This window comes from Arsenicicoccus cauae (assembly GCF_043162025.1).
GTDB classification, from domain to species: domain Bacteria; phylum Actinomycetota; class Actinomycetes; order Actinomycetales; family Dermatophilaceae; genus Arsenicicoccus; species Arsenicicoccus cauae.
Map to the genome: position 1 here is coordinate 1,829,166 of NZ_CP171001.1, position 24,059 is coordinate 1,853,224.

Consider the following 24,059-nt stretch of genomic DNA (forward strand, 5'->3'; position numbering starts at 1 on the left):
CGCCGAGGCGGACCGATCGCTAGCGGCACAACGGGATTCGTGAGCGCGTCGGGGGCCCGTGCAGCAGTCGTGCACGCGGGGCCTGCCGAGCCGAGCCCGATCAGTCCCTGCGCTCGCCGGTGCGTCGTCCGCCCCCGCGCGTGAGCAGCCACAGGAGCAGCAGGACGAGCATGGTGGCCCCGATCGCGCCCGGGTTGGCGTCGCCGCCGAGCCCGGCCAGGCCGCCTCGCCCCCACCAGCCGCTGCCCGGCGCGGACCAGCCGGAGCCGGCGGACCGGGCCGAGCCCACGGCGGCGGACACGATGCGGGTGAGGTCGTCCCCGGTGGCGTCCTGGTAGGTGCCGCCCGTCGCCTCGGCCACGCACCGCAGCTGACGGCGGGCGGCGGGCTCAACCTCCAGGCCGACCGTGTGCACGTGCAGGTCGATGCCCTGCCCGGCGAGGCTCCTGGCGACCAGGCACGGGTCGGCGGAGCAGGACTCCTCGCCGTCCGAGACCAGCACGACCGACCGGCGACCGGTGCTGCCGAGGTCGCCCGCCACCTGCTCGAGCGCGTAGCCGATGGGGGTGTCGCCGTGCGGCGAGAACGCGTCGATCGCCGTCGTGAGGGCAGGACGATCGAGAGGCCCCACCGGCGTCACGAGCCGCGTGTCGGTGCAGGCGCGTGAGCCGGGGGCGGCCCTGCCGGCGACCTTGACCCGTGAGCCGTAGACGCGGAGGCCGACCTGGGCACCGTCCGGCAGCTCCTGCACGAGGGAGCGCAGCGCGTCCTGGGCGCCCTCCATGCGGGTGCGCCCCCGCCCGTCGCGCTCGGCCATGGACCCCGAGGAGTCGAGCACGAGCAGCAGGCGGGCGTCACCGGAGCCCGCCGTGTCGCCCGCCGCGTCGCCCGCTGCAGAGCCGACCTGACCCGCGGAGGACGCCGACGTCGCCCGGGCCACGGCCCCCGACGCGGTGCCCTGCACCGCCGACGTGACCGTGCTCGTGCTGGTGGTCGTGCGCGTGGCGTCGGAGCAGCCGGCGAGCACCAGCGTCGCGGCCGACAGCGCGGACAGCGCCGACAGGACCCGCGCCGTGGCGGCGACGGGGGCGTGACGGTGGCGGGACGGCATACGGTGCATTGTGCCCGGGCGAAGGTGACGAATCGGGCATCGTGCGGTCACGATCAGGTCATGGGCGCGAACCTCGCGGTGAAGTGCCGCAGAGCCGGCGGCTCCTCCACGATGCGGTGTCCCGGCAGGTTGCCGGCGCGCGGCTCATGGCGCCGGTCCCCGAGTCGGTGAGCAGGTCGATCAGCACGTCCTCGACGCGCAGCTGGAAGAGGTTGTGGTGCGCCTCGGCGGCCTTGGTGCGGCGCTCGGCGGCGGTGGTCAGGCGCAGCGGCTCCAGGCTGTGGCTGCGGAACGGCTCGATGACGGTGCGGAGCTGCGGCTCGTGGCAGACGTCGGTGTCCATGGCCCCTTGTGCCAGGGGCCTGCGACAACCCCTCGGCCAGGGTTCGTGCCAGGCCGTATGCCGGTGCGCGGGGAGTCAGGTGCGCGCGGAGTCAGCCCCGCGCGAGGTCAGCCGTGGGCGCGGCGACGACCGAGACGCACCAGCAGGGCGCCCACCCCGATCGTCCCGAACGCGAGGGCGGACAGCTGCGGCGCCTCGAAGCCCGTCTGCGCCAGCGCGCCCGAGCCGCGGGGTCCCTCGTAGGACTCGCACGCGATGCCGTCACCGTCCCGGTCGAGGTCGGCGCGGTAGAGGGGGTCGCCCGAGGGGATGCTCGAGCGGCCCGACGCCCGCAGCGCGTCGCAGCTCTGGCCGCCCGTGGTGGTGGTCGAGGCCGTCGTGGCGCCGGGCGTGACGGTGGCCTGGTTGGTGGTCTGCGGGGCGGCGTTGACGCGGTTGCCACCGAGGTTCACCGCGCCGTCGGCGCCGTTGCTCTCGCAGGCGATCCCGTCGTTGTCGCGGTCCAGCGCCGCCCGGTAGTCCGAGTCGAGGCGGGACACGTCCGTACGCCCGAGCGCGGTGCAGGAGCTGGTGTCGGCGGCAGGGCGCGACACGGTGGGCAGCCGAAGGGCGCCTGGCGTCGCGGCGCGGGCTGGCGACACGGGCGAGCGGGCCGCGCGCCTCAGGTCAGGAGCCGAGACGGCCGGAGCCTGCGCCGACGGCGCTGCCTTGGCCGCAGGGGCCTTGGCTGCGGGGGCCTTGGCTGCGGGGGCCTTGGCCGAGGTGGCGACCGTGGCGGCGGGCGCCAGGGGAGCGGCCGGCCGGGTCCGAGGCAGGGGCGCGGACCCGGCGGCGCGCGCCACGACGAGCGCCGGGGTCGCGGAGGTCGCTGCGGCGGCGACCAGGCCTCGGCCTCCGGTGACGTGCAGGACGGCGCCAGAGGGGGCGGCGTCCGGCGGCTGGACCCGATAGACGTCCACCTCGCCGGGGGTGGTCAGCGACGCGTCGTCGACGAGGCGGTCCGTCATGGTCCGCAGGAGGGCGGTCTGCCGGGAGTCTGCGGCATACGGCTGGTCTGCGGCGAGCGTGACGCCGGAGGAGAGCCGCCACACGGCCAGCTGGGCCGCCTGCAGGACGAGCCGGTCGACGTCGGCGGGGCTCCCCAGGCTGCCGAGGCCGGCACGCTGCGCAAGCATCGACCGGGACCGCTGGTCCGCGACCGCGCGGGCGATGCCGGCGACGCGCGGGGCGATCCGGTCCCATGCGGCCGGGTCGGGGACGGCCCGGGCGGACGAGTCGCTGGACCACTCCTGCTCCACGCTCAGGGTGACGTTGGAGCCGGTGGGCAACGGCAGGTCGGCCTCCATGACCAGCGCGGTCGACTCGCGGACGCCGTCGTGGTCACGGTCGAGGGTGTAGGGGAGGGCCAGCACGGCGCGTCGCTCGCCCGTGCCCGGCAGGACGATCGTGACCGGAGCGACGCGTGCGGCCGGCGTGGGCTGCAGGGCGGCGTCCGCCGGGGTCAGGTCGGGGAGCGCGGGCAGCGCAGGAGGAGCGGCGGGGGCAGCGGGAGCGGCGGGGGCAGCGGGAGCGGACGGCGCGGCGGGAGCCGGTGCGCTCGGGCTCGGCGAGCCGGAGGCGGGGGGGATGCCGGTGACGGCGGAGCTGCCCATGACGCTCGCGGGGGTGGGCGACGGGGCCACCGGTGAGGGTGAGGCCAGCGCCGGAGCGGTGCCGGCCGCCGTCAGCGCGACGAGCAGGACGGTGGATCCCAGGGCGGAGCGAGCGCTCAGGGGCTGGTACATGCGCGTCCTTCGGTCGTCGACGGTCCGTCGCAGGATAGCGGATAGAACGGTCAAACCGTTACGCAAAGTGTGCGTGCTAGGCCGAACGGGTTATCGTGCCCGATCCCCGGCCATCTCCGGTCTGGCGGGGGCATGCCGTGGCTCCCGGCTCACGGCTCGCGGCGCGCCAGCTCCTCGCGGCACCGCTGCTCGAAGGCGTCGAGCTCGCGCATCGACTCCTGCAGGTCCGCCAGCCGCCGCTGCAGGTCGGCGCGCCGGTCGTCGATCTGCTCCAGCACATATCTCAGCTGTGAGGTCGGGCCCTGCGCCTCGTCATACATGTTGACGATCGTCCGGATCTCCTCCAGCGGGAAGCCCAGGCGCTTGCCGCGCAGGATCAGTGACAGCCGGGTGCGGTCGCGACGGCGGTAGACGCGCTGCGTGCCCCGGCGCTCGGGCGCGAGCAGCCCCAGGTCCTCGTAGTGCCGGACGGTGCGGTGGGTCACGCCGAAGTCGTCGGCGATCTGCGCGATCGTCCACTCCTCGGGGGTTGTCATGGGCGCTATCGTGCTTTACGTTTACGTCAACGTCAAGCAGTCGTTCGTATGCCGGCACCGCCCGCCATCGCCCAGCCCCGTTCGCCACCGCCGCCCGAAAGGCCCACCCCGTGTACGAGCTCAGCCAGGACCACGAGGACTTCCGCCGCACCGTGCGCGACTTCGCCGAGGGCGAGATCGCCCCGCACGTCGCCGAGTGGGACCGCGAGCACCACTTCCCGGCGCACCTGATCCCCAAGATGGGCGAGCTCGGGCTCTTCGGCCTCGTGGTCCCCGAGGAGCTCGGCGGCCACAAGGACGCGGACGGGGAGGGAGGCGAGTTCACCTACCTGTGCCTCGCGATCGAGGAGCTCGGCCGCGTCGACCAGTCCATGGGCATCACCCTCGAGGCCGGCGTGGGCCTCGGCATCAACCCGATCCTGACCTACGGCACGCAGGAGCAGAAGGAGCGCTGGCTCCCCGACCTGGCCGCCGGCCGCACACTCGCGGGCTTTGGCCTCACCGAGCCCGACGCCGGCTCGGACGCGGGCGGCACCAAGACCCGCGCCGAGCTCCGCGACGGCGAGTGGGTCGTCAACGGCGCCAAGTCGTTCATCACCAACTCCGGCACCGAGATCACCTCGGTGGTCACCGCCACCGCGCGCACCGGCACCCGCGAGGACGGCAAGCCCGAGATCAGCGCCATCATGATCCCTTCCGGCACACCGGGATTCGAGGTCGCGCCGCCCTACCACAAGCTCGGGTGGAACATCTCGGACACCCACGGGCTGTCCTTCACCGACGCCCGCGTGCCCGAGGACAACCTGCTGGGCGAGCGCGGCAGGGGCTTCGGGCAGTTCCTGGCCACCCTCGACGACGGCCGCATCGCCATCGCCGCCCTCGCGGTCGGCTGCATCGCGCGCATGCTCGAGGAGTCGATCGCCTACTCGCGGTCCCGCCTGGCCTTCGGCAGGCCGATCGCCGTCAACCAGGGCGTGTCCTTCCAGATCGCCGACATGGCCGTCATGCTCGAGAACGCCCGGCTGCTCACCTACAAGGCCGCCTGGCTCAAGGACGAGATGGACGCGGGCCGCCGCAGCCTCGCCGAGGTCAAGCAGGCCGCCTCCATCGCCAAGCTCTACACCTCCGAGGCGGCGGTGACCTCCACCCGGATGGCCACGCAGATCTTCGGCGGCAACGGCTTCATGGAGGAGTACCCCGTCGCGCGCTTCTACCGTGACTCCAAGATCCTCGAGATCGGTGAGGGCACCTCCGAGGTGCAGCGCATGCTGATCGGTCGCGGCCTGGGTCTGCCCACCGCCTGACCCGGCGCGCCCGACATACGACACCCGAAGGGAATCCCATGGCCTATCAACCGGATCCGAAGGTCGCCGACGTCCGGGAGCGGCTCGAGGCGGCGCTCGAGGCCTCGGCCACGCCACCCGACAAGGCCGCCGCCAAGCTCGCCTCGCAGGGCAAGCTCTATGTGCGCGACCGGATCTCGTTGCTGTTCGACGAGGGGAGCTTCGTGGAAGACGGGCGCTACGCCAACGCCACGGCGACCGGCCTGCCGGCCGACGGGGTGGTCACCGGACGCGGTCTCGTGGACGGCCGACCGGCCATCGTCGTCGCGAACGACCCCACCGTCAAAGCGGGTTCGTGGGGTGCGCGGACCGTGGAAAAGATCGTGCGCGCCACCGAGAGCGCGCTGCGCGAGGAGCTCCCGGTCTTCTGGTTCGTCGACTCCGCGGGCGCCCGGATCACCGACCAGGTCGAGATGTTCCCGGGGCGGCGCGGCGCCGGTCGCATCTTTCACAACCAGGTCGCGCTGTCCGGCAAGGTGCCCCAGATCTGTTGCCTCTTCGGGCCGTCCGCGGCCGGGGGCGCCTACATCCCGAGCTTCACCGACATCGTGATCATGGTCGACGGCAATGCCTCGATGTACCTCGGGTCGCCGCGCATGGCCGAGATGGTCGTGGGGGAGAAGGTCTCGCTGGAGGACCTCGGTGGGGCCCGGATGCACTGCACCGTCTCGGGGGTCGGCGACCTGCTGGCGGGCAGCGACGAGGAGGCCATCGAGCTGGCCAAGGAGTACTTCTCCTACATGCCGCTGTCCTGGCGGCAGCCGACGCCGCACTTCCACCCGGAGGAGCCGAGCTCGCCACTGACCCGGGACGACGTCCCCGAGGTCGAGTCGGTCCCCTTCGACATGCACGAGGTCATCGACCGCCTCGTCGACGACGAGCAGTTCTTCGAGGTCAAGCCGATGTTCGCCGCCGAGCTGATCGTCGGCTTCGGCCGGATGGCCGGGCAGACGGTCGGCTTCGTCGCCAACAACTCCGCCGTCAAGGGCGGCGTGCTGTTCAGCGACTCCGCCGACAAGGCGACGCGCTTCATCACCACGTGCGACGCCTACTCGATCCCGCTGGTCTACCTCGCCGACGTGCCGGGCTTCATGATCGGCTCCGAGGTCGAGCGCGGCGGGATCATCCGGCACGGCGCCAAGATGGTGTATGCCGTCTCGGCTGCCACCGTGCCGCAGCTGTGCGTCGTGGTGCGCAAGGCGTATGGCGCCGGCCTCTACGCCATGGGGGGCCCGGGCTTCGCGCCGGACGCGACCATCGCCCTGCCGACGGCCCGGATCGGCGTCATGGGACCGGAGGCGGCGGTCAACGCGGTCTACGCCAACAAGATCGCCGAGATCCCCGAAGGGCCCGAGCGGGACGCGTTCGTCGCCGACAAGCGCGCGGAGTACGAGAAGGACATCGACCTCGAGCGCCTCGCCGCCGACCTGGTCATCGACGACATCGTCGAGCCGGAGTCCCTGCGGGACAGCATCATCCTCCGTCTCAGCTATGCCGGGGGCCGGTCCCGCCACTTCACCGAGCGCCACACCGGCATCTCGCCGGTCTGACGGCGAGATGCCGGCGCCCCAGAGCGCGCCGCGCGGGGCGCTCTGGGCGCTCTGGGCGTAGGAGCGTCAGCGGCGCACCGGCTGCTGCAGCTCGGTGACCCAGCTCGACTGGTCCTCGCCCTCGGCCTGCAGGTAGTCCTCGCGGCAGGGGCCGAGCAGGTCCCAGCCGCTGGTCTCGGCGTGCTGCACGAGCGACTGCCACGCCGCGCCGATCCCCGTCATCGCGCCGAGGTGGACGCAGCAGACCGCCTGCTCGACGGCGGGCAGCTCGACGATGGCGGTGCCCTCGGGAGCCGGCCCGTCGTGGGCGTAGCCCACCGTGATGTGCATGCCGGCAGGCCGCACGTCGTAGGAGGCGATGGCGGTGCGCAGGCTGCCGCCCGCGCGCGCGACGGCCGCCCCCGCCCGCTCGAAGAGCGGACCGACGACCTCGCCGATCGCCTGCCCCTCCTCGAGGTCGGCGCTGCAGGCGGCCAGGCGAACGGCGGGCAGGGACTTGGTGACGTACTCGATGGACATGTCGTGCTCCTTGTCGATGAGGTGGAGGCGCGCCTCGACGCCGGCCAGGCGCTGACGCGCCTGCTCGTGGTCCCGCTCCAGCTCCATCCGCCGCTCGTGCAGCATGACGCGCAGCTCGTCCCCGTCGAGGTCGCCGTCCAGCAGCACGGCCACCTGCGCGAGCGGGAAGCCGAGGTCCTTGAGCGCCACGATGCGGTTGAGCCGGGCCAGCTGGCCGGCGGAGTAGCTGCGGTAGCCCGTCCACGGGTCGACGTGGTCGGGCGTCAGCAGGCCGAGCTGGTCGTAGTGCCGCAGCATGCGCATCGACACCTGACCGAGCCGGGCGAACTCTCCGATGTGGATCATGACCTCAGTCCAGGCCTTGCCACGGTGTGAGGGTCAAGACCCCGGCTGCGAGCGCTCGAGGTCCCACCACCCGATCCCCAGCTCGAGCAGCAGCTCCCGGACCAGCGGCAGCGAGACGCCGACGACGTTGTGGTAGTCGCCCTCGACGGCCGTGACGAATGCCCCGCCCAGTCCGTCGACCGTGAAACCGCCTGCCACGCGAAGGGGTTCCCCGGTGCCGACATACGTCTCGATCTCGGCGTCGGACACGTCGGCGAAGTGCACCACCGTCGACGCGGTGCGGGAGACCTGGTGGCCCGTGCGCAGATCCGTGAGGGCGTGCCCCGAGTGCAGCACCCCGGAGCCGCCGCGCATCCGCCGCCACCGCGCGACCGCGACCTGCGGCGTCTCGGGCTTGCCGTGCACCTCTCCGGCGATCTCCAGCACCGAGTCGCAGCCCAGCACGACCTGCGGACCGTCGTGCGGCGCAAGGGCGTTCGCGACGTCGTCGCACTTGGCGCGGGCCAGGGCGAGCGCGTGCTCCGCCGGCGGCAGGACGCCTCCCCGGGACTCGAGGTCGGCGATCACGGCGGGTTCGTCGACCCCGGACACCTGCACGTGGGGCGCCAGCCCTGCGGCCCGCAAGGTCGCAAGTCGGGCGGGGGAGGCGGAGGCGAGGACGAGCTGGACGGCCATGGCGCCGACCCTACCGGCGGCGAGGGCATCGACCGGCCGTCGTTCGCCAGGCTGATGCCCCTACCCCCGGCGAGGGCATCGACCGGCCGTCGTTCGCCAGGCTGATGCCCCTACCCCCGGTAGGTCTGCGCGGCCCGGTCGAGCAGACCCCGCAGGTGCCTTGCGCATACCTCCGGGTGCGTCAGCGGCAGGAAGTGCGTCGCCCGCGGCACCGTCACCACGCACGCGCCGGGGCAGGCCGCGGCATACGCGCGCACCCCGAGGCGCATCTGGTCCAGCCCACCGTTGAGGAGCAGGACGGGTATGTCGAGCCCGCCGAGCAGGTGAGGACCGCACTGTGCCATCACGGCCGACCAGGCCGCGGGCATCGCCGCGTAGCCCTGCCCGTCGTCGGTGACCTGGCTGATGTCACGCCCACCGGCGAGCCGGCGCATGACGGCGCCCGCGACGCGGGCCACGCGCTCGGCCCCGACCAGCGGCACCAGCTGGGCGAAGCCCCGGTAGACGGCGGCGCCCGCACCGGCCGGGACCCCGGTGGCACCGACGAGCCCGAGGCCCGCGAGACGGGTCGGCTGCGCGGCGGCATACGACATCGCGACATAACCGCCGAGGCTGTGACCGGCGAGGACCACCGGGCCCGCCGGGGGCAGGGCCGACTCGACCGTCGCGAGGGCGGCCTGCCAGGTGAACTCCTCGGAGCCGCGCGCGCCGTGGCCGGGCAGGTCCGGCGTCACGACGCGGACCCCGGGCAGCAGCGCCGGGTAGCCGCGCCAGAAGCCGGCGTTCATGCGGGTGCCGTGCAGCAGCACCAGCGTGGGGGTCGGGGTGGGGCTCATGCGCGCCTCAGTCGCCGGAGGCCAGCAGGCCGTCCACGAAGCACCAGCGCCAGGACTCGCCCGGCTCGAAGGACCGCATCGTCGGGTGCCCGGTCGCCTCGTAGTGGCGGGTCGCGTGCCGGCCCTCGGAGGAGTCGCAGCAGCCGACATACCCGCAGGTCAGGCACAGCCGCATGTGCACGGGCGTCGTGCCCTCGGCCTGGCACCCGATGCACTCGCCGTGGGTGCGGGGCTCGACGAAGGTCGGGGACTGCTCCAGGTGCTCGCACGGCGCGTCAGGCAGGGCGGGGGACAGGGCCCGCAGGCGGCGCACCCGCTGCTCGACGCGCATCAGTGAGGTCTCCTCGAAGTCCAGCGAGGCCAGCACCGCCGAGATCACCTCGGACTCCACCTCGCCCTCGCTGCGCACGCGCAGGACCTCCTCGCGCTCTGCCTTGATCGCGGCGGTCCGGAGCCGACGGTAGGTCTGGCTGGGCGTCTCCTTCTGGTCGTCGGGGCGGCCGAGACGCTCCCAGATGGCGTTGACGCGTCGCTCGGTCTGGTCGCGGAGCGTGGCGATGGTGGCGGCGTCGTCCGGCCCGGCCTCGCGCTCCATGGCGCGGCGGCCGGCCTCGACCGCGCGGGCATAGACGGTGGCCTCCTGCAGGGCGTCCTCGCGAGGGTCGGGGCCGTGCACGTCGAGGCGGCGGGCCAGGACGGGCAGGGTGAGGCCCTGGATGAGCAACGTCCCGGCGGTCACCACGAGGGCGATGAGCACGAGGACGGCCCGGTGGGGCGTGGCGAGCGGCAGGGTGAGCGCGGCGGCCAGGGTCACCACGCCGCGCATGCCGGCCCAAGAGATCAGCGCCGACTCCTGCCACGGCGTCACCCCCTGGCGCTGCCGCACCCGCACGAAGAACCTCGTCGCCATGATCCACACGACGCGCAGCAGCATCACGCCGAGCAGCACCAGCAGGCACGCCGCGATGATGCGTCCCCACCCGAGCGGCGAGCTGGACGCTGCCGACACGATCGACCGCGTCTGCAGCCCGACGAGCAGGAAGACGGAGTTCTCCAGCAGGTAGGTGATGGTCTTCCAGTTGATCCGGGTGGTGACGCGCGACTGGGCGGTCTCGACGACCGGTGCCATGTGGCCGATCAGCAGCCCGGCGACGACCACGGACAGCACCCCGGACGCGTGGAAGTGCTCCGCCGGCGCGAACGCGATGAACGGCAGCAGGAAGGACAGCGCCGTGGTCGCGACCGGGTCGCTGGTGCGCCTGAGGACGTATGACGCCGCCTTGGCCACGACCACGCCGACCACGACGGCGATGACCACCGCCTTGGCGAAGTCGAGCAGGACCGCGCCGACGGTGACCGCCGCGGTGAGGGCCCCCGTGGCCGTGCGGAGCGAGACCAGCGCCGTGGCGTCGTTGACCAGCGACTCGCCCTCGAGGATGGTCACGACCCGCCTCGGCAGGCCGATCTGCTTGGCGACGGCGGTCGCGGCGACGGCGTCCGGCGGGGCGACGATCGCGCCCAGGGCGAACGCCGCGGCGAACGGCAGGGGCAGCAGGGCCCAGGCGAGGAGGCCGATCCCGGCCGTGGTGAACAGCACGAGGCCGATGGACAGCCACCCGATCGCGGACAGGTTGTCGCGGAAGTCCATCAGGCTGGTGTTGTGGGCCGCGGTGTAGAGCAGGGGCGGCAGGATCCCGACCAGCACGAGCTCGGGGGACAGCGTCGGCTTTTGGATGAACGGCAGGTAGGACCCGACGAGCCCGACGACGATGAGCACCAAGGGCGCCGACAGGCCCCAGCGGTTGGACAGGGTCGTGACGGTGAGGACGGTCAGGGCGAGGCCGACCACGAGCGTGAGGATCTCCACGGCGCACATCCTCCCACCTGGGCGGCGATGACGCGGTCGGCGCTCATGCCCCTACCGGGGGCGGGATCATCAGCCTGGCGAACTAAGGCCGGTCGATGCCCCTACCCCCGGCGGGATCATCAGCCTGGCGAACGAAGCCCGGCTGATGCCCCTACCCCCGGCGGGATCATCAGCCTGGCGAACGAAGCCCGGTCGATGCCCCTACCCCCGGCGGGATCATCAGCCTGGGGGACGAAGCCCGGTCGATGCCCCTACCCCCGGCGGGATCATCAGCCTGGGGGACGAAGCCCGGTCGATGCCCCTACCCCCGGTAGGTGTGGAGGACGGCGGTGCGGAGCGTGTCCAGGCCGACACCGCCGATGTCCAGCGCACGCCGGTGGAACTCCTTGAGCGAAAAGGCGTCCCCCTCGTGCCGGCGCACCTCGTCGCGCAGCTGCAGCCACAGGCGCTCGCCCACCTTGTAGGACGGGGCCTGCCCCGGCCAGCCGAGGTAACGGTCCAGCTCGAACCGCAGCACCGCCTCCTCCATGTTGGCGTGCGCCGTCAGGTAGGCCCACGCCTTGTCGTAGGTCCACTCGCCGCCACCGACCTCGGCGGGCGCCTCGAAGCCGCAGTGCACGCCGATGTCGATGACCACGCGGGCCGCCCGCAAGGACTGCCCGTCCAGCCATCCCATCCGGTTGCCCGGGTCGTCCATGTGCCCGAAGTCGGCCATGAGGCGCTCGGCGTACAGCGCCCACCCCTCGCCGTGGCCGGAGGTCCAGGAGAACTGCCGGCGCCAGGTGTTGAGCCGCTCGCGGTTGTGCACGGTCTGGGCGACCTGCAGGTGATGGCCGGGCACTCCCTCGTGGTAGACGGTGGTCAGCTCGCGCCAGGTCGTGAACTCGGTGACCCCCTTGGGGACCGACCACCACATGCGTCCGGGCCGCGAGAAGTCGTCGGACGGGCCGGTGTAGTAGATGCCGCCGGTCTGGGTGGGGGCGATGCAGCACTCGATCTCCCGCACGGGTGCGGGGATGTCGAAGTGCTCCCCGTCGAGCAGCCGGACGACCTCGTCGGCCTCGTCCTGCATCCACCGGCGCAGCGCGTCCGTCCCGTCCAGGCGGTAGGTCGGGTCCTCGTCGAGCAGCGCGATCGCCTCGGCCACCGTCGCGCCCGGGCGGACCTGGTGGGCGACGTCTTGCATGGCCGCGGTGATGCGGGCGAGCTCCTCCTGGCCCCAGCGGTAGGTCTCCTCCAGGTCGACCTCGGCGCCGAGGAAGTAGCGCGAGCACAGGGCGTACTCGTCGCGACCCACCGCGTCCTCGGTCGGTGCCTCGTCGAGCAGCTCGTCCCGCAGGAACTCCGCCATGCGGGCGTAGGCGTCGCGCGCCGCCCCCACCTCGCGGGTCAGGCGCTCGCGCAGCTCCGGGGGCAGGGCGCGGTGAGGTGCCAGCGCTCCCTTGAGGAAGCCGTCGAAGTAGCCCTCAGCCTCGACCAGGTCGTGGCACTGCTGGATGCACGCCTCGACCTGACGGCGGGCGGACACGGTGCCCTTGTCGCGGGCGCAGACCAAGGACTCTTGGTACTGCTCCAGCGCGAGGGGGATGCGGCCCATCCGCAGGGCGATGGTCGCCCAGTGCTCCACCGTCTCGGCGGGCATCAGGTCGAAGGCCGCGCGGATGTCCTGCAGCGGCGAGGCGATGACGTTGAGGGAGGACTCGACGATGCCCGCGGCATACATCTCCTCGGCGAGCCCGAGCCGCTCGGTCATGGCGGTGATGGTGATCCGGTCCGCGTCGCTCGCCGGCTCGACCGCGGCCAGCGCGGCCAGGGTGCGGCGCCGCAGCTCGGACTGGGCGCGGAGCCCGTCCGGGGAGAAGTCGTCGATCTGGTCGTCGTGGCCGGGGATGCCGACGTAGGTCGCGGTGAGCGGGCTCAGCTCGAGGCTCTCGCGGACGAACTCGTCGGCGATGCGGTCGACGGCGCTGGGGCGGGAGGCGGGGGCGGTCTCCGGAGCACGGGTCACCCCGCGCACGCTACCCAAGGTCACCCGCTCCGGCTCGTCAGCGCGCAGAGCGCCACCCCCACGACGACCGTCGGCGCGCACCGAGGGAGGAGACCCCGAGGTTGCGGGCCCGGCTCGCCCAGATGCCGGTGGGCTGCTCCTCGGGGGCCGGCTCGCCGCCCGAGGCGGCGGCGACCACCAGCAGCAGGGCGGCGAGCTCCTCGTCGGTCGGGTTGCCCTTGGTCACGGACAGCAGGGGCGGTATGGCGACCGCCGCCGCCTCCTGGGGCGTGGCCACGGCGGCGGACCCGCCGGGGGTCTCGTTGGTCATCGGGTGCTCCTCCTTCGCCGGTCGCCGGACGACGGCAGCCCGGTCACAGCGGGATGTTGCCGTGCTTCTTGGGCGGGTGGTTCTCGCGCTTGGTCTGCAGCGCCCGCAGCGCCTGCACGACGTTGCGACGGGTCTCCTGCGGGGCGATGACCGCGTCGATGTAGCCGCGCTCGGCCGCGATGTAGGGGTTGGCGAGGTGGTCCTCGTACTCCTTGATGAACTGCGCGCGCGTCGCGTCGACGTCGCGGCCCTCCGCCTCGGCCGCGGCGATCTCCTTGCGGTAGAGGATGTTGACCGCACCCTGCGCGCCCATCACGGCGATCTGCGCGGTGGGCCAGGCGATGTTGACGTCGGCGCCGAGGTGCTTGGACCCCATGACGTCGTACGCCCCGCCGTAGGCCTTGCGGGTGATGACGGTGACGAGCGGGACGGTGGCCTCGGCATACGCGTAGATGAGCTTGGCACCGCGGCGGATGATGCCGTTCCACTCCTGGTCGGTGCCCGGCAGGAAGCCCGGCACGTCCACGAAGGTCAGCACGGGGACGTTGAAGGCGTCGCAGGTGCGCACGAAGCGCGCGGCCTTCTCGGAGGCGTCGATGTCCAGGCACCCGGCGAACTGCATCGGCTGGTTGGCGACGATGCCGACGCTGCGCCCCTCGACCCGCCCGAAGCCGGTGATGATGTTGGGCGCGAACAACGGCTGGACCTCGAGGAAGGCCTGGTCGTCGAGGATCGCCGTGAAGACCTCGTGCATGTCGTACGGCATGTTGGGCGAGTCCGGGATGATCGTGTCCAGGGCGACGTCCAGCTCGTTGATCTCGAGGTCCACCTCGGCCTCGAAGACCGGCGGGTCCTCGTGGTTGTTGCTCGGCAGGTAGGAGAGCAGCTCCTTGACGTAGTCCATCGCGTCGGCCTCGTCGGAGCCCATGTAGTGGGCGCAGCCGGACTTGGAGTTGTGCGACATCGCGCCGCCCAGCTCCTCCATCCCCACGCTCTCGCCCGTGACGGTCTTGATGACGTCGGGACCGGTGATGAACATGTGGGACGTCTGGTCGACCATGACCGTGAAGTCGGTGATGGCGGGGGAGTAGACCGCCCCGCCGGCGCAGGGACCCATGATGAGCGAGATCTGCGGGACGACGCCGGAGGCCAGGACGTTGCGGCGGAAGATCTCGCCATACATCCCGAGGGAGGCGACGCCCTCCTGGATCCGGGCGCCGCCGGAGTCGTTGAGGCCGACGACCGGGCACCCGATCTTCATGGCGAAGTCCATGACCTTGACGATCTTCTCCCCGAACACCTCGCCCAGGGACCCGCCGAAGACCGTGAAGTCCTGCGCGAACACGCACACCTGGCGGCCGTCGACGGTGCCGTAGCCGGTGATGACCCCGTCGCCATACGGCCGGTTCTTGTCCTGGCCGAAGGCCGTCGAGCGGTGGCGGGCGTACTGGTCCAGCTCGACGAACGAGCCCTCGTCGAGGAAGGCCTCGACGCGCTCCCGAGCGGTCTGCTTGCCGCGGGCGTGCTGCTTCTCGACCGCCTTCTCGGAGGCCCCGTGCAGGACCTGCTCGTTGCGGTGGTGCATGTCGGCGAGCCGACCTGCGGTCGTGGCCAGGTCGAAGGTGTCCGTCGTCGGAGCGTCAGCCATGGCGACACCATAGCCTTGGGCTCGTGACCTCCGCTCTGCGACAAAGCGCTCTGACCAGGCATGTGACGGACGCCATGTCGCCGTGGCTCGATGTGCGGGTCCGCGACGCGGTCGGCAGCACCAACGCCGAGCTGCTCGCCGACCCTCGGCCATGGCACGTGCTCACCACGGACCACCAGCAGGCGGGACGCGGTCGGCTGGCCCGGTCGTGGGAGACCCCGGCCGGGACGGCCGTGGCCCTGTCCGCCTGCGTGCCGGTCCCATCGGCTCGTATGCCGGACGCGGGGTGGCTGCCCCTGCTGACGGGCCTGGCCGTGCGGGACGCCCTCGCGTCCCTCGCCGGGCCCGGGCGCGCCGAGGCCTTCGTGCTCAAGTGGCCCAACGACGTGCTCGTCGCCACCGACGACGACCGCAAGGTGTGCGGGGTGCTGTGCGAGCTGGCGCCGGCCCCTGGTCCTGGTGATGGGGGTCGCCGTGCTCGGGCTCGGGATCAACGTCCACCAGACCCGCGAGCAGCTCCCCGTCGAGACCGCGACCTCCTTGCAGCTGTGCGGCGTCGAGGTCGGGCGGGAGGACGTCGTGGTGGCGGTGCTGCGTGCCCTCGCCCACCGGCACGGCCAGTGGGCGACGCCGTCGCGGATGCCGGCCCTGCGCGCGGACTACACCGCGGCCTGCGCGACCCTCGGGCGCGAGGTCGACATCCACCTGCCCTCCGGTGCGGTGGAGCCGGGCCGGGCGGTGCGGGTCGACGGGGCCGGCCGTCTCGTCATACGCACCGCTAGGGGAGAGCGCACCCACGCCGCCGGTGACGTGGTGCACGCGAGGCTGTCGGGCTGAGGCATCATGGCGGGAGCGGTCGGCGGCGAGCGTCGTCCCGCGGGACGGCGAGGAGGCGACGGTGGCGGACCACGGTGACGAGTCGACCCGGCTGTCGCAGGCCCCGGTGCGGCTGGACCCCCTGGTCGAGCAGGTGCAGCGAGAGCTGCTCGGCGGCCCGCTGGACCTCGACCGGCGCGACGTGTCCCGGACCGTCGGGGTCTCCCTGCGCACCGCCGAGCGCTTCTGGCACGCCCTCGGGTTCCCGGGCAACGAGGACGGCGAGGCGGTCTTCTCCCAGCTCGACCTGACCGCCCTGCGCGGCGTCGCCGCGCTCGTGCGGCGCGGAGAGCTCGACGAGGACTCGGCCCTCAGCCTGACCCGGGCCTTCGCCCGCACCGCGGACCGCCTGTCGGTGTGGCAGTGCTCGGTGTTCGCCGAGTCGCTGAGCCCCTGGGCGCAGGGCGAGGTCGACCTCGGGCGCGTGGCCGTCTCCGACGAGAGCCACGACTCGACCCGCGCCGAGCCCGACGAGGACACCGCGCTGGCCGCTGCGCGCAAGGTCGCCGAGCTGGCCGACGAGCTCGAGCCGTTGCTCGTCTACGCCTGGCGCCGGCACCTGGCCGCCGCCACCGCCCGCATGGTCGCCGACGCCGACCCGTCGGTGGGGGAGCAGGGGCTGCGACGCTGCGTGGGCTTCGCCGACCTCGTGTCCTTCACCTCGCTCGTGCGGCGCCTGTCGGAGCGCGAGCTGGCGACCGTGGTGCAGAGGTTCGAGGCGCTGTGCAGCGACGTCATCACCGGGCACGGCGGCCGGGTCATCAAGACGGTCGGGGACGAGGTCCTGTACGTCGCGAAGGTGCCCGCCGAGGGCGCCCGGATCGCCCTGGACCTGGTCGACGCCATCCGCTACGACGACATGCTGCCTCCCGTGCGGGTCGGCCTCGCCTACGGCCACGTCGTGTCGCGGCTCGGCGACGTCTTCGGCACCACGGTCAACCGCGCCGCCCGCCTCACCGCAGTCGCGCCCTCCGGCAAGGTGCTGGCCGATGAGGGGCTCGTGTCACGGATCGCCGACGCGCCCGACCTCATCGCGGTGCGGCAGCGCACCCGCACCCTGCGAGGGGTGGGCGTCGTCGCCCCCTCCCTGCTGCACCGCACCGTCGCGATCCCCGACGGACTGCCCGGCGCGTTGCCCCACCCAGCACAGCCGGCGTTCCTCGACTCTGACGACCTGGAGGTCCGATGACCGACTACGACAACGTGACGATCACCCGCCACGGCGAGCACGGCCACGTCGCCGAGCTCGCCCTGGACCGGCCCGAGGCGATGAACGCCGTCTCGACCGCGATGGCGCGCGACCTCGGCGCCGCGACCACGCAGCTGTCCGCGCTGGCGCTGCGCGGCGAGGTGCGGGCGGTGGTGGTGAGCTCGACGCACCCCAAGGCGTTCTGCGTCGGGGCGGACCTCAAGGAGCGCAACGGCTTCACCGACGCCGACCTGATGGCCCAGCGACCCGTGGCGCGCGCGGCCTACGGCGGGGTGCTGGCGCTGCCGGTGCCGGCCATCGCGGCCGTGGACGGCTTCGCGCTCGGAGGGGGCTTCGAGATCGCGCTGTCCTGCGACCTGATCGTCTGCGGGGACGGCGCGACGGTGGGCCTGCCCGAGGTGTCGGTCGGCGTCATCCCCGGCGGTGGCGGCACGCAGCTGCTCACCCGTCGCGTCGGCTGGTCGCGGGCCTCCCGCATCATCTTCGGCGCCGCCAAGATGCCGGCGGCCGAGGCGCTCTCGCTCGGCGCCGTCGACGAGGTGGTCGACGCCGGGACGGCCCGCGAGCACGCCCTGGAGCTGGCGTCCCTGGTCGCGACGCACTCGCCCGTCGGGGTGCGCAACGCCAAGCGGGCCATGCGCCTCGGCTCCGACGTCGACCTGGCGGCCGGGCTGGAGATCGAGGACGGCTGCTGGCGGGCGGCGGCCTTCAGCGGGGACCGGCGCGAGGGCGTCGCCGCCTTCGCCGAGAAGCGCCGCCCCGCCTGGCCCGGAGTCTGACGGCGAGGGCGGAGCCGGGCGCCCCGGCTCCCGCCGGCTCAGACGACGTGTGTGTGCTCCGTCAGCTCGTCGTCCTCGGCGGCCTTGCCCGCAAAGACCCAACGGCGGTAGGTCAGGAACCGGAAGACCGTCCCCAGCCCGATGCCCACGAACCTGGCGACGTTGTCGGCCAGCTGGGAGTGCTGGTCGAGGGCGTACCGCGACAGGTACAGGCAGGCGAACGTGATCACCAGCGCGATCGCGTTGAACAGCACGAAGAGCATGAGCTCGTGGTGCGCCTTGTCGCGCCGCTGGTCGCGGTAGGTCAGGTAGCGGTTGCCCACCCAGGAGAACAACGTGGCGATGGCCGTCGCGGTGACCGACGCACGCCCGGGGATGCCGTGCATGGGTCCGTCGCCCGGGCCCGGCAGGCCGAACACCAGCAGGTTGTAGCCCCCCATGTCGACCACGAACGCGAGGGCGCCGACGAGTCCGAAGGCGGCGACCTCACGCCACAGGCGGGCCGCGAGCGCGCGCAGGCGACCGATGAGGGAGGTGGTGGGCACCGCAGCACCGTACCCTGTCGCCTGTGACAACTCCGCGCACCGCACAAGGTGGTTTCCCCGTCGTCGGCATCATCGGGGGTGGACAGCTGGCTCGTATGACGGCCCCTCCCGCCGTCGGGCTCGGCGTCACGCTGTCCGTGCTGGCCGAGTCGGAGTCCGCGTCGGCCGCGCAGGTCATCCCGTCCTCGCCCGTCGGGGACCACACGAGCGTCGAGGACGTCGTGGAGTTCGCCCGCCGCTGCGACGTCGTGACCTTCGACCACGAGCACGTGCCTCCGGAGGTGATCGCCGCCGTGCAGGCCGCCGGGGTCCGGGTCGAGCCGTCGCCGGAGGCTCTCCTGCATGCCCAGGACAAGCTGGTCATGCGGCGTCGGCTGACCGAGCTCGGCATCCCCTGCCCGGACTGGGCCCACGTGACGAGCCGTTCCGACCTCGAGGCCTTCGGCGAGCGGGTCGGCTGGCCGCTGGTGCTCAAGACCCCGCGGGGAGGCTACGACGGCAAGGGAGTCCGGGTCGTCACCGGCCCGGACGACGCCCGCGACTGGCTCGACGCCGTCGAGGCCGCCGGTGCCGGTGGGACCGGCGGCGAGCACGGGGCCACGATGGCCGACGGGCTCCTGGCGGAGGCCATGGTCGGGTTCACCCGCGAGCTGGCGGTCCTCGTGGCGCGCTCGCCGTCCGGCCAGGCCGCCGTCTGGCCGGTCGTGGAGACGGTGCAGACCGACGGGATCTGCACCGAGGTGCTGGCTCCCGCACCGGACCTCGACCCGGAGCTGGCCTCGCGAGCGAGCGAGTCGGCGCTGCGCATCGCGGGGGAGCTGGGTGTCACCGGCGTCATGGCGGTGGAGCTGTTCGAGACGCGTGACGGCGACGACCGTCCGACATACCTGGTCAACGAGCTGGCGATGCGCCCGCACAACTCGGGCCACTGGACCATCGACGGCTCGGTCACGAGCCAGTTCGAGCAGCACCTGCGGGCGGTCCTCGACCTGCCGCTCGGCTCGACCCGAGCGAGGGAGCGCTGGACCGTCATGGGCAACGTCCTCGGCGGCGACTATCCCGAGCTGTACGCGACCTACCGCCACCTCATGGCGCGCGACCCCGCGATGAAGTTCCACCTCTACGGCAAGGACGTCCGCCCCGGACGCAAGATCGGCCACGTCGACGTGAGCGGCGACGACCTCGACGACCTGCGGGCACGAGCGCGCCACGCCTGCGACTACCTCCAGGGAGTGATCACCGAATGACCCTGTCCAGCAACGTTTCTCCCGGCATCGCCGTCGGGCTCGTGATGGGCTCCGACTCGGACTGGCCGGTGATGGAGCAGGCGGCGCTGGCCCTCGACGAGCTCGGCATCGCCTACGAGGCCGACGTCGTCTCGGCGCACCGGATGCCGACGGAGATGATCACGTATGGCGAGCAGGCCGCCTCGCGCGGGCTGCAGGTGATCGTCGCCGGCGCCGGCGGCGCGGCCCACCTGCCGGGGATGCTCGCGGCCGTGACGCCGCTGCCGGTGATCGGGGTCCCGGTGCCGCTGAAGCATCTCGACGGCATGGACTCGCTCCTGTCGATCGTGCAGATGCCGGCCGGGGTGCCGGTCGCGACCGTGTCGATCGGGGGCGCGCGCAACGCCGGCCTGCTGGCCGCGCGCATCATCGGCTCCGGCACAGGTGAGGAGGCGCGGCGCGTGCGCGAGGCGATGGTGGCCTACCAGGCGGCGCTGCGGGACGAGGCGCACGCCAAGGGCGAGAAGCTGCGCGAGCGCCGAGCCTGACCACCAGCCCCGCCGGCGCCGGCCCCACCAGCGCGGTGACGCGGCGGCGGGCGCCGCGCCCCTATGCTGGCCGTCGTGACCTCCGCCCCCCGCATCGCCTGTGTCGTCCCGTGCTACAACGAGGAGTCCGCGATCGCCAAGGTCGTCACCGACCTGCGCGCGTCGCTGCCCGAGGCCGAGATCTACGTCTACGACAACAACTCGACGGACCGCACCGCCGAGGTGGCTCGCGAGGCCGGCGCGATCGTGCGCAGCGAGCCGCGCAAGGGCAAGGGCAATGTCATCCGGCGGGCCTTCGCCGACGTGGAGGCCGACGCGCTGCTGATCATCGACGGTGACGACACCTACGACGCGTCCCGGGCGCGCGACCTCGTGGACCTGCTCTTCGAGGGCCCCTACGACCACGTGCTCGGCGCTCGCCGCGAGACCGTCGAGGGCGCTTACCGCCCCGGGCACGCGACCGGCAACAAGATGCTGACCGGCGCGGTGCGGGTGCTCTTCGGAAACGAGGTCACCGACATGCTGTCCGGCTACCGCGTGTTCTCCCGCCGCTTCGTCAAGTCCTTCCCCGCGCTGTCGCGGGAGTTCGAGACCGAGACCGAGATGACCGTCCACGCGCTCAACCTGCGCATCCCCTCGGCCGAGGTGCCCATCGACTTCAAGGACCGGCCGGCCGGCAGCGAGAGCAAGCTGCGCACCTATCGTGACGGCTGGCGCATCCTGCGGCTGATCATGACCCTTGCCCGTCGCGAGCGACCGTCGCTGTTCCACGGCGTGGTCGCGGGCCTGATCGCGTTCGTCGGGCTGGCCCTGGGCCTGCCCGTCGTCGCCGACTTCCTGCGCACCGGCCAGGTCGAGCGCTTCCCGACGGCCTTCCTCGCCTCGGCGGTCATGATCATCGCCGCGCTCGTGCTCCTCGTCGGCTACGTGCTCGACTCGATCATGCACATGCGGCAGGAGCAGACCCGGCTGACCTACCTGTCCTACGACGCCCCCCGTCGTCACCGACAGGCGCGAGACGTCGCCGACGAGCGCGGCTCGTCCCGCCACCCGGCATGACCCTCGGCCGGCGGCTCGTGGCGCTCGTGTGGCCCGCCCTGGCCGTGCAGCTCCTGCTGCCCCTGGTGCTGCTCGTCGGTATGACGGCCGCCATGGCCACGCCCAACCGCGTCGTGGTGCAGAAGCTCTCCCAGGACGTGGCGAGCAGGGTGTACGGACCGAGCTATCTCGGTGACGCCGTCGGTGGTCGGCTCGACCGGTTCACCGAGTGCATCGCGGCGAGCCAGGGGAGCGCCATCCGGGGTGACTACTCTCCCCTCGAGCGCGCCATCTCGAGCCCCCGGCTGCCGTCGTGCGACCAAGGCGCCGGCGTGGTGCGTGAGCTGGCAGCCCATGGGGGCAGCGTCCCGGGGGAGCACGACCACAAGCTCGAGTACTCGCGCTACTGGAACGGCTATGCCCTCGTCTCCCGCCCGGTCATCGCCCTGTGGGGTCTCGCAGGTGCGCGCCTCGTGTCCTTCGGCCTCCTCGCCGCGAGCGTCGTGGGCCTGTGGGCGGCCGTCCTGCGCCGTCGGGGAGGCCTGGCGGCGGTCGCGCTCCTCGCCCCGCTCGTGCTCGGCACCAACCTCGTCACCTCGCCGCTGGCCTACACCCACGCGCTGTCGCTCGCGGCGGCCCTCGGCCTGGCCGCCGTCGTGCTCCGTTGGGGCAATCCCGTGCCGAGGCTCCTGGCCCTCACCGTGCTGTCCGGGGGCCTGTACGTCTTCATCGACTTCCTGACCAACCCCGGGCTCGCGTGGAGCCTCACCGCGGCGGCCGCCGTCCTCACCGCCCGCCGCGACGAGACGGCGTGGGGCCGGGTCGGCCGGCTCGTCTGCGGCGGAGCCGGGTGGGCGGTGGGCTACGGCGCCACCTGGATGGCCAAGTGGCTGATCGTCGGGATCCACTCGGGGTTCGGGGCGATCCGTCGTGAGATCAGCGAGGTGGGCGGCAGCCGGCTCAGCGGGACGATGGAGGGCCGCGTCGACCTGAGCCCCGGCGCCGCCGTCCTCAAGAACTGGCGCACCTGGATGGAGGTGCCCACCGCCGGCACCCTCGCCGGGGCCTGCCTGGTCCTGCTGCTCGTCGGGCTGGTCGTGGGCCTCGTCCGGCGCCAAGCGCTGCTGGAGCCGCTGCTGCTGGTCGTCTGCGCCGCCATCGTGCCGGTGTGGTACGAGGTGCTCAAGAACCACAGCCAGATCCACGCGTTCTTCACCTACCGCAGCATGGCCGGCGCCGCGGGGATCCTGGCCATGGCCGGCGCGACGCTGCTCGCCTCTCGACGCGTGGGGTCGTCGCGACGGCATACAGCCGCATCGGAGCAGCCGTGAGGCGCGCCCTCCCGCTGCTCGTCGCCCTGGTCATCTCGATCGCGGGCAGCTGCTTCGCCGTGGCCCAGCCCCAGGTCTGGGGCGCGGACGAGGCCGCCCACCTGTTCCGGGCCTACCAGGTCTCGACGGGGGGCTGGGCGCCGCAGCGGCTGGAGGAGCGCGGTCCGATTCCCCGCTACGGCGGCCAGGTGCCTGCGTCCTTCGTCCGGCTGGCAGACTCCGGCACCGCGCGACAGTGGTCCAAGCCCCAGCGCGGTCCGGTCTTGGGCAACCCCGACGCGCGCCGCCCCCTGCTGGACGCTCCCGTCGGCACCGAGACCACCGAGGCCAAGTTCGTCAACACGGCGGCCTACGCGCCGACCAGCTACGCGCCGGCCGTGGTCGGGCTGTGGACGTCCAGGCTGGCCGGCCTCGACGTGGGAGGGACCATCCTGGTCGCGCGGCTGCTCGGGGTCCTGACCGCGGCGGTCGCCGGCGCGCTGGCCGTCTGGCTCCTGCGGGGCACAGGCTGGGAGTACCTCGCCGCCGTGGTGGCCTGCCTGCCCAGCGTCATCTTCCAGGCCGCGACCGTCTCCGCGGACACCATGACCAACGCCGTCACCCTCGTGCTGGCGGCGTCCTTCGTGCGGCTCACGCTGACCGACTCCCCGCCCTCGCGCGCCGCCACCTGGGCCCTGGCCCTCAGCGTGCTCCTCGTCGGCGTGGCCAAGCCGACATACGCGCCGATGGCCCTGCTGCTGCTCGTGGTCCCGGCGTCCAGGCTGGCCTGGGGGCGGAGCGCGACCGGGCGCGGCCCCTCCCGAGCCGTAGGTGCCGGGGTCGTGGGGACGTCCCTGGCCGTGTCCGTCGGGTGGCTGTCGCTGGCTGCGGGCACCACAGCGGGGATGGGGGTGGTCTGGGACCCCCGGGACCCGACGGCCGTGCGTCCGGACGACCAGCGCGCCTTCGTCCTGGGGCACCTCCCCGAGATGGTGCGGATCGCGTACCGCACCCTCGCGGACAGCACCCCCAAGTACCTCCGCGAGCTCTTCGTGCAGACCGGCTACCAGGTGGAGGGCTCGGGAGGCGCCATGATCCTGGTGCTGATGGCGCTCGCCCTGGCGTGGTTCCTGGCGCCCCGGCCGGTCGTCAGCCGCGGTCGGCTGGCGACGGTCGCGCTGGTCGTCGCCGCCTCGGGAGCGTTGATCTTCGGAGCGCTGTACCTCTCGTTCACCCCGGTCGGGCTGTGGGCCGTGGCAGGCGTTCAGGGCCGCTACTTCTACCCGCTCCTGCTGCCGGCTCTGCTGTGCCTCCGGGCGCTGCTGCCGGCACGCCTCGTCGGTGATGGCGCGACAGGGGCCGACGACGGGCGGGTCGCCGCCAGATGGGTCGTGGGCCTGGTCGTGGGAGCCTGCGCCCTGGCCGTCCTCAAGTACGTCCTGCTCACCTGGGCCACCGTCTCCTGAGCCCCGCCGGACGGTCAGCTGTCGACCGGGGTCGCCGACCCGCGACCGGGAGGCCGGATGCCGTCCGTGGTCGCGCACGCTCGGAGCCTAGGCGCATGACTTCCACCCCCATCAGCATCGGCCGGCACGTCATCGACCGGGACCACGCTCCCTGCGTGATCGCCGAGATGTCCGGCAACCACAACG

At 72.9% G+C, this 24,059-nt stretch carries 22 protein-coding genes and 1 pseudogene; 11 read left to right on the forward strand and 12 right to left on the reverse strand.

The features are described 5' to 3' along the window. Window positions 1-100 precede the first annotated feature (100 nt). From ACF3NS_RS08575 to ACF3NS_RS08590, 4 genes are all read right to left on the reverse strand, one after another. Complete coding sequence (locus tag ACF3NS_RS08575) at window positions 101-1,111, reverse strand: VWA domain-containing protein (RefSeq protein ID WP_392465525.1); 1,011 nt, start codon at window positions 1,109-1,111, stop codon at window positions 101-103. Between the two features lie 58 nt (window positions 1,112-1,169). Next, window positions 1,170-1,454, reverse strand: coding sequence for a hypothetical protein (locus tag ACF3NS_RS08580; protein ID WP_392465527.1), 285 nt, complete (start codon window positions 1,452-1,454; stop codon window positions 1,170-1,172). 107 nt (window positions 1,455-1,561) lie between these two features. Further along, entirely contained in the window at window positions 1,562-3,238 is a 1,677-nt protein-coding gene (locus ACF3NS_RS08585; RefSeq protein ID WP_392465528.1) for an excalibur calcium-binding domain-containing protein, read from the reverse strand. Between the two features lie 149 nt (window positions 3,239-3,387). Further along, window positions 3,388-3,774: a MerR family DNA-binding transcriptional regulator gene (locus ACF3NS_RS08590; RefSeq protein ID WP_154593571.1), complete on the reverse strand. Its 387-nt coding sequence runs from the start codon at window positions 3,772-3,774 to the stop codon at window positions 3,388-3,390. Between the two features lie 110 nt (window positions 3,775-3,884). Between ACF3NS_RS08590 and ACF3NS_RS08595 the strand changes: the two genes are divergently transcribed. Together ACF3NS_RS08595 and ACF3NS_RS08600 are read left to right on the forward strand one after the other, a co-directional pair. Beyond that, window positions 3,885-5,078, forward strand: a complete 1,194-nt coding sequence (locus ACF3NS_RS08595; RefSeq protein WP_392465530.1) for an acyl-CoA dehydrogenase family protein — start codon at window positions 3,885-3,887, stop codon at window positions 5,076-5,078. A 38-nt stretch (window positions 5,079-5,116) separates the two neighbouring features. Beyond that, the gene (locus tag ACF3NS_RS08600) at window positions 5,117-6,667 is read left to right on the forward strand and encodes an acyl-CoA carboxylase subunit beta (protein ID WP_288799503.1); all 1,551 of its coding nucleotides are present in this window, start codon (window positions 5,117-5,119) and stop codon (window positions 6,665-6,667) included. A gap of 66 nt (window positions 6,668-6,733) precedes the next feature. Here ACF3NS_RS08600 and ACF3NS_RS08605 read toward each other — a convergent pair whose 3' ends face one another. From ACF3NS_RS08605 to ACF3NS_RS08635, 7 genes are all read right to left on the reverse strand, one after another. Further along, complete coding sequence (locus ACF3NS_RS08605) at window positions 6,734-7,531, reverse strand: MerR family transcriptional regulator (protein ID WP_154593568.1); 798 nt, start codon at window positions 7,529-7,531, stop codon at window positions 6,734-6,736. 33 nt (window positions 7,532-7,564) lie between these two features. Then, entirely contained in the window at window positions 7,565-8,206 is a 642-nt protein-coding gene (locus ACF3NS_RS08610; RefSeq protein WP_392465532.1) for a Maf family protein, read from the reverse strand. Between the two features lie 110 nt (window positions 8,207-8,316). Next, window positions 8,317-9,042, reverse strand: a complete 726-nt coding sequence (locus tag ACF3NS_RS08615) for an alpha/beta fold hydrolase (RefSeq protein ID WP_392465535.1) — start codon at window positions 9,040-9,042, stop codon at window positions 8,317-8,319. A 7-nt stretch (window positions 9,043-9,049) separates the two neighbouring features. After that, a complete protein-coding gene (locus ACF3NS_RS08620) occupies window positions 9,050-10,909 on the reverse strand; it encodes a Na+/H+ antiporter (protein WP_392465537.1) in 1,860 nt (619 codons plus the stop codon). Window positions 10,910-11,210: 301 nt separating this feature from the next. Further along, on the reverse strand, window positions 11,211-12,917 hold the full coding sequence (locus ACF3NS_RS08625; RefSeq protein WP_392465540.1) for a DUF885 domain-containing protein: 1,707 nt from the start codon (window positions 12,915-12,917) through the stop codon (window positions 11,211-11,213). Between the two features lie 37 nt (window positions 12,918-12,954). Then, window positions 12,955-13,227 carry an acyl-CoA carboxylase epsilon subunit gene (locus tag ACF3NS_RS08630; RefSeq protein ID WP_154593562.1) on the reverse strand — a complete coding sequence of 91 codons (273 nt, stop codon included), beginning with the start codon at window positions 13,225-13,227 and terminating at the stop codon, window positions 12,955-12,957. 43 nt (window positions 13,228-13,270) lie between these two features. After that, window positions 13,271-14,875, reverse strand: a complete 1,605-nt coding sequence (locus ACF3NS_RS08635) for an acyl-CoA carboxylase subunit beta (RefSeq protein ID WP_392465543.1) — start codon at window positions 14,873-14,875, stop codon at window positions 13,271-13,273. 74 nt (window positions 14,876-14,949) lie between these two features. Between ACF3NS_RS08635 and ACF3NS_RS08640 the strand changes: the two are divergent. From ACF3NS_RS08640 to ACF3NS_RS08655, 4 genes and pseudogenes are all read left to right on the forward strand, one after another. After that, window positions 14,950-15,255, forward strand: a pseudogene (locus tag ACF3NS_RS08640) (biotin--[acetyl-CoA-carboxylase] ligase); the annotation flags it as partial. A gap of 82 nt (window positions 15,256-15,337) precedes the next feature. Next, complete coding sequence (locus tag ACF3NS_RS08645; RefSeq protein ID WP_392469102.1) at window positions 15,338-15,712, forward strand: biotin--[acetyl-CoA-carboxylase] ligase; 375 nt, start codon at window positions 15,338-15,340, stop codon at window positions 15,710-15,712. 61 nt (window positions 15,713-15,773) lie between these two features. Next, on the forward strand, window positions 15,774-16,940 hold the full coding sequence (locus ACF3NS_RS08650; protein ID WP_392465544.1) for an adenylate/guanylate cyclase domain-containing protein: 1,167 nt from the start codon (window positions 15,774-15,776) through the stop codon (window positions 16,938-16,940). Next, window positions 16,937-17,740 (forward strand): enoyl-CoA hydratase/isomerase family protein, encoded by an 804-nt coding sequence (locus ACF3NS_RS08655; RefSeq protein ID WP_392465545.1) that lies wholly within the window; start codon window positions 16,937-16,939, stop codon window positions 17,738-17,740. The genes ACF3NS_RS08650 and ACF3NS_RS08655 overlap by 4 nt, the downstream gene beginning before the upstream one ends. A 38-nt stretch (window positions 17,741-17,778) precedes the next feature. Here ACF3NS_RS08655 and ACF3NS_RS08660 read toward each other — a convergent pair whose 3' ends face one another. Beyond that, the gene (locus ACF3NS_RS08660; RefSeq protein ID WP_392465547.1) at window positions 17,779-18,285 is read right to left on the reverse strand and encodes a GtrA family protein; all 507 of its coding nucleotides are present in this window, start codon (window positions 18,283-18,285) and stop codon (window positions 17,779-17,781) included. A 23-nt stretch (window positions 18,286-18,308) separates the two neighbouring features. Between ACF3NS_RS08660 and ACF3NS_RS08665 the strand changes: the two genes are divergently transcribed. The 5 genes from ACF3NS_RS08665 (at window position 18,309) to ACF3NS_RS08685 (ending at window position 23,873) form a co-directional block, all read left to right on the forward strand. After that, window positions 18,309-19,532, forward strand: coding sequence for a 5-(carboxyamino)imidazole ribonucleotide synthase (locus tag ACF3NS_RS08665; protein WP_392465549.1), 1,224 nt, complete (start codon window positions 18,309-18,311; stop codon window positions 19,530-19,532). Continuing rightward, a complete protein-coding gene (gene purE / locus ACF3NS_RS08670; RefSeq protein ID WP_392465552.1) occupies window positions 19,529-20,059 on the forward strand; it encodes a 5-(carboxyamino)imidazole ribonucleotide mutase in 531 nt (176 codons plus the stop codon). Before ACF3NS_RS08665 ends, purE begins: the two co-directional genes overlap by 4 nt. A gap of 75 nt (window positions 20,060-20,134) precedes the next feature. Continuing rightward, window positions 20,135-21,118 carry a glycosyltransferase gene (locus tag ACF3NS_RS08675; protein WP_392465555.1) on the forward strand — a complete coding sequence of 328 codons (984 nt, stop codon included), beginning with the start codon at window positions 20,135-20,137 and terminating at the stop codon, window positions 21,116-21,118. Then, window positions 21,115-22,428: a hypothetical protein gene (locus tag ACF3NS_RS08680; RefSeq protein ID WP_392465558.1), complete on the forward strand. Its 1,314-nt coding sequence runs from the start codon at window positions 21,115-21,117 to the stop codon at window positions 22,426-22,428. Before ACF3NS_RS08675 ends, ACF3NS_RS08680 begins: the two co-directional genes overlap by 4 nt. Then, window positions 22,425-23,873 carry a DUF2142 domain-containing protein gene (locus ACF3NS_RS08685; RefSeq protein WP_392465559.1) on the forward strand — a complete coding sequence of 483 codons (1,449 nt, stop codon included), beginning with the start codon at window positions 22,425-22,427 and terminating at the stop codon, window positions 23,871-23,873. The genes ACF3NS_RS08680 and ACF3NS_RS08685 overlap by 4 nt, the downstream gene beginning before the upstream one ends. The last annotated feature ends 186 nt before the right edge of the window (window positions 23,874-24,059 follow it).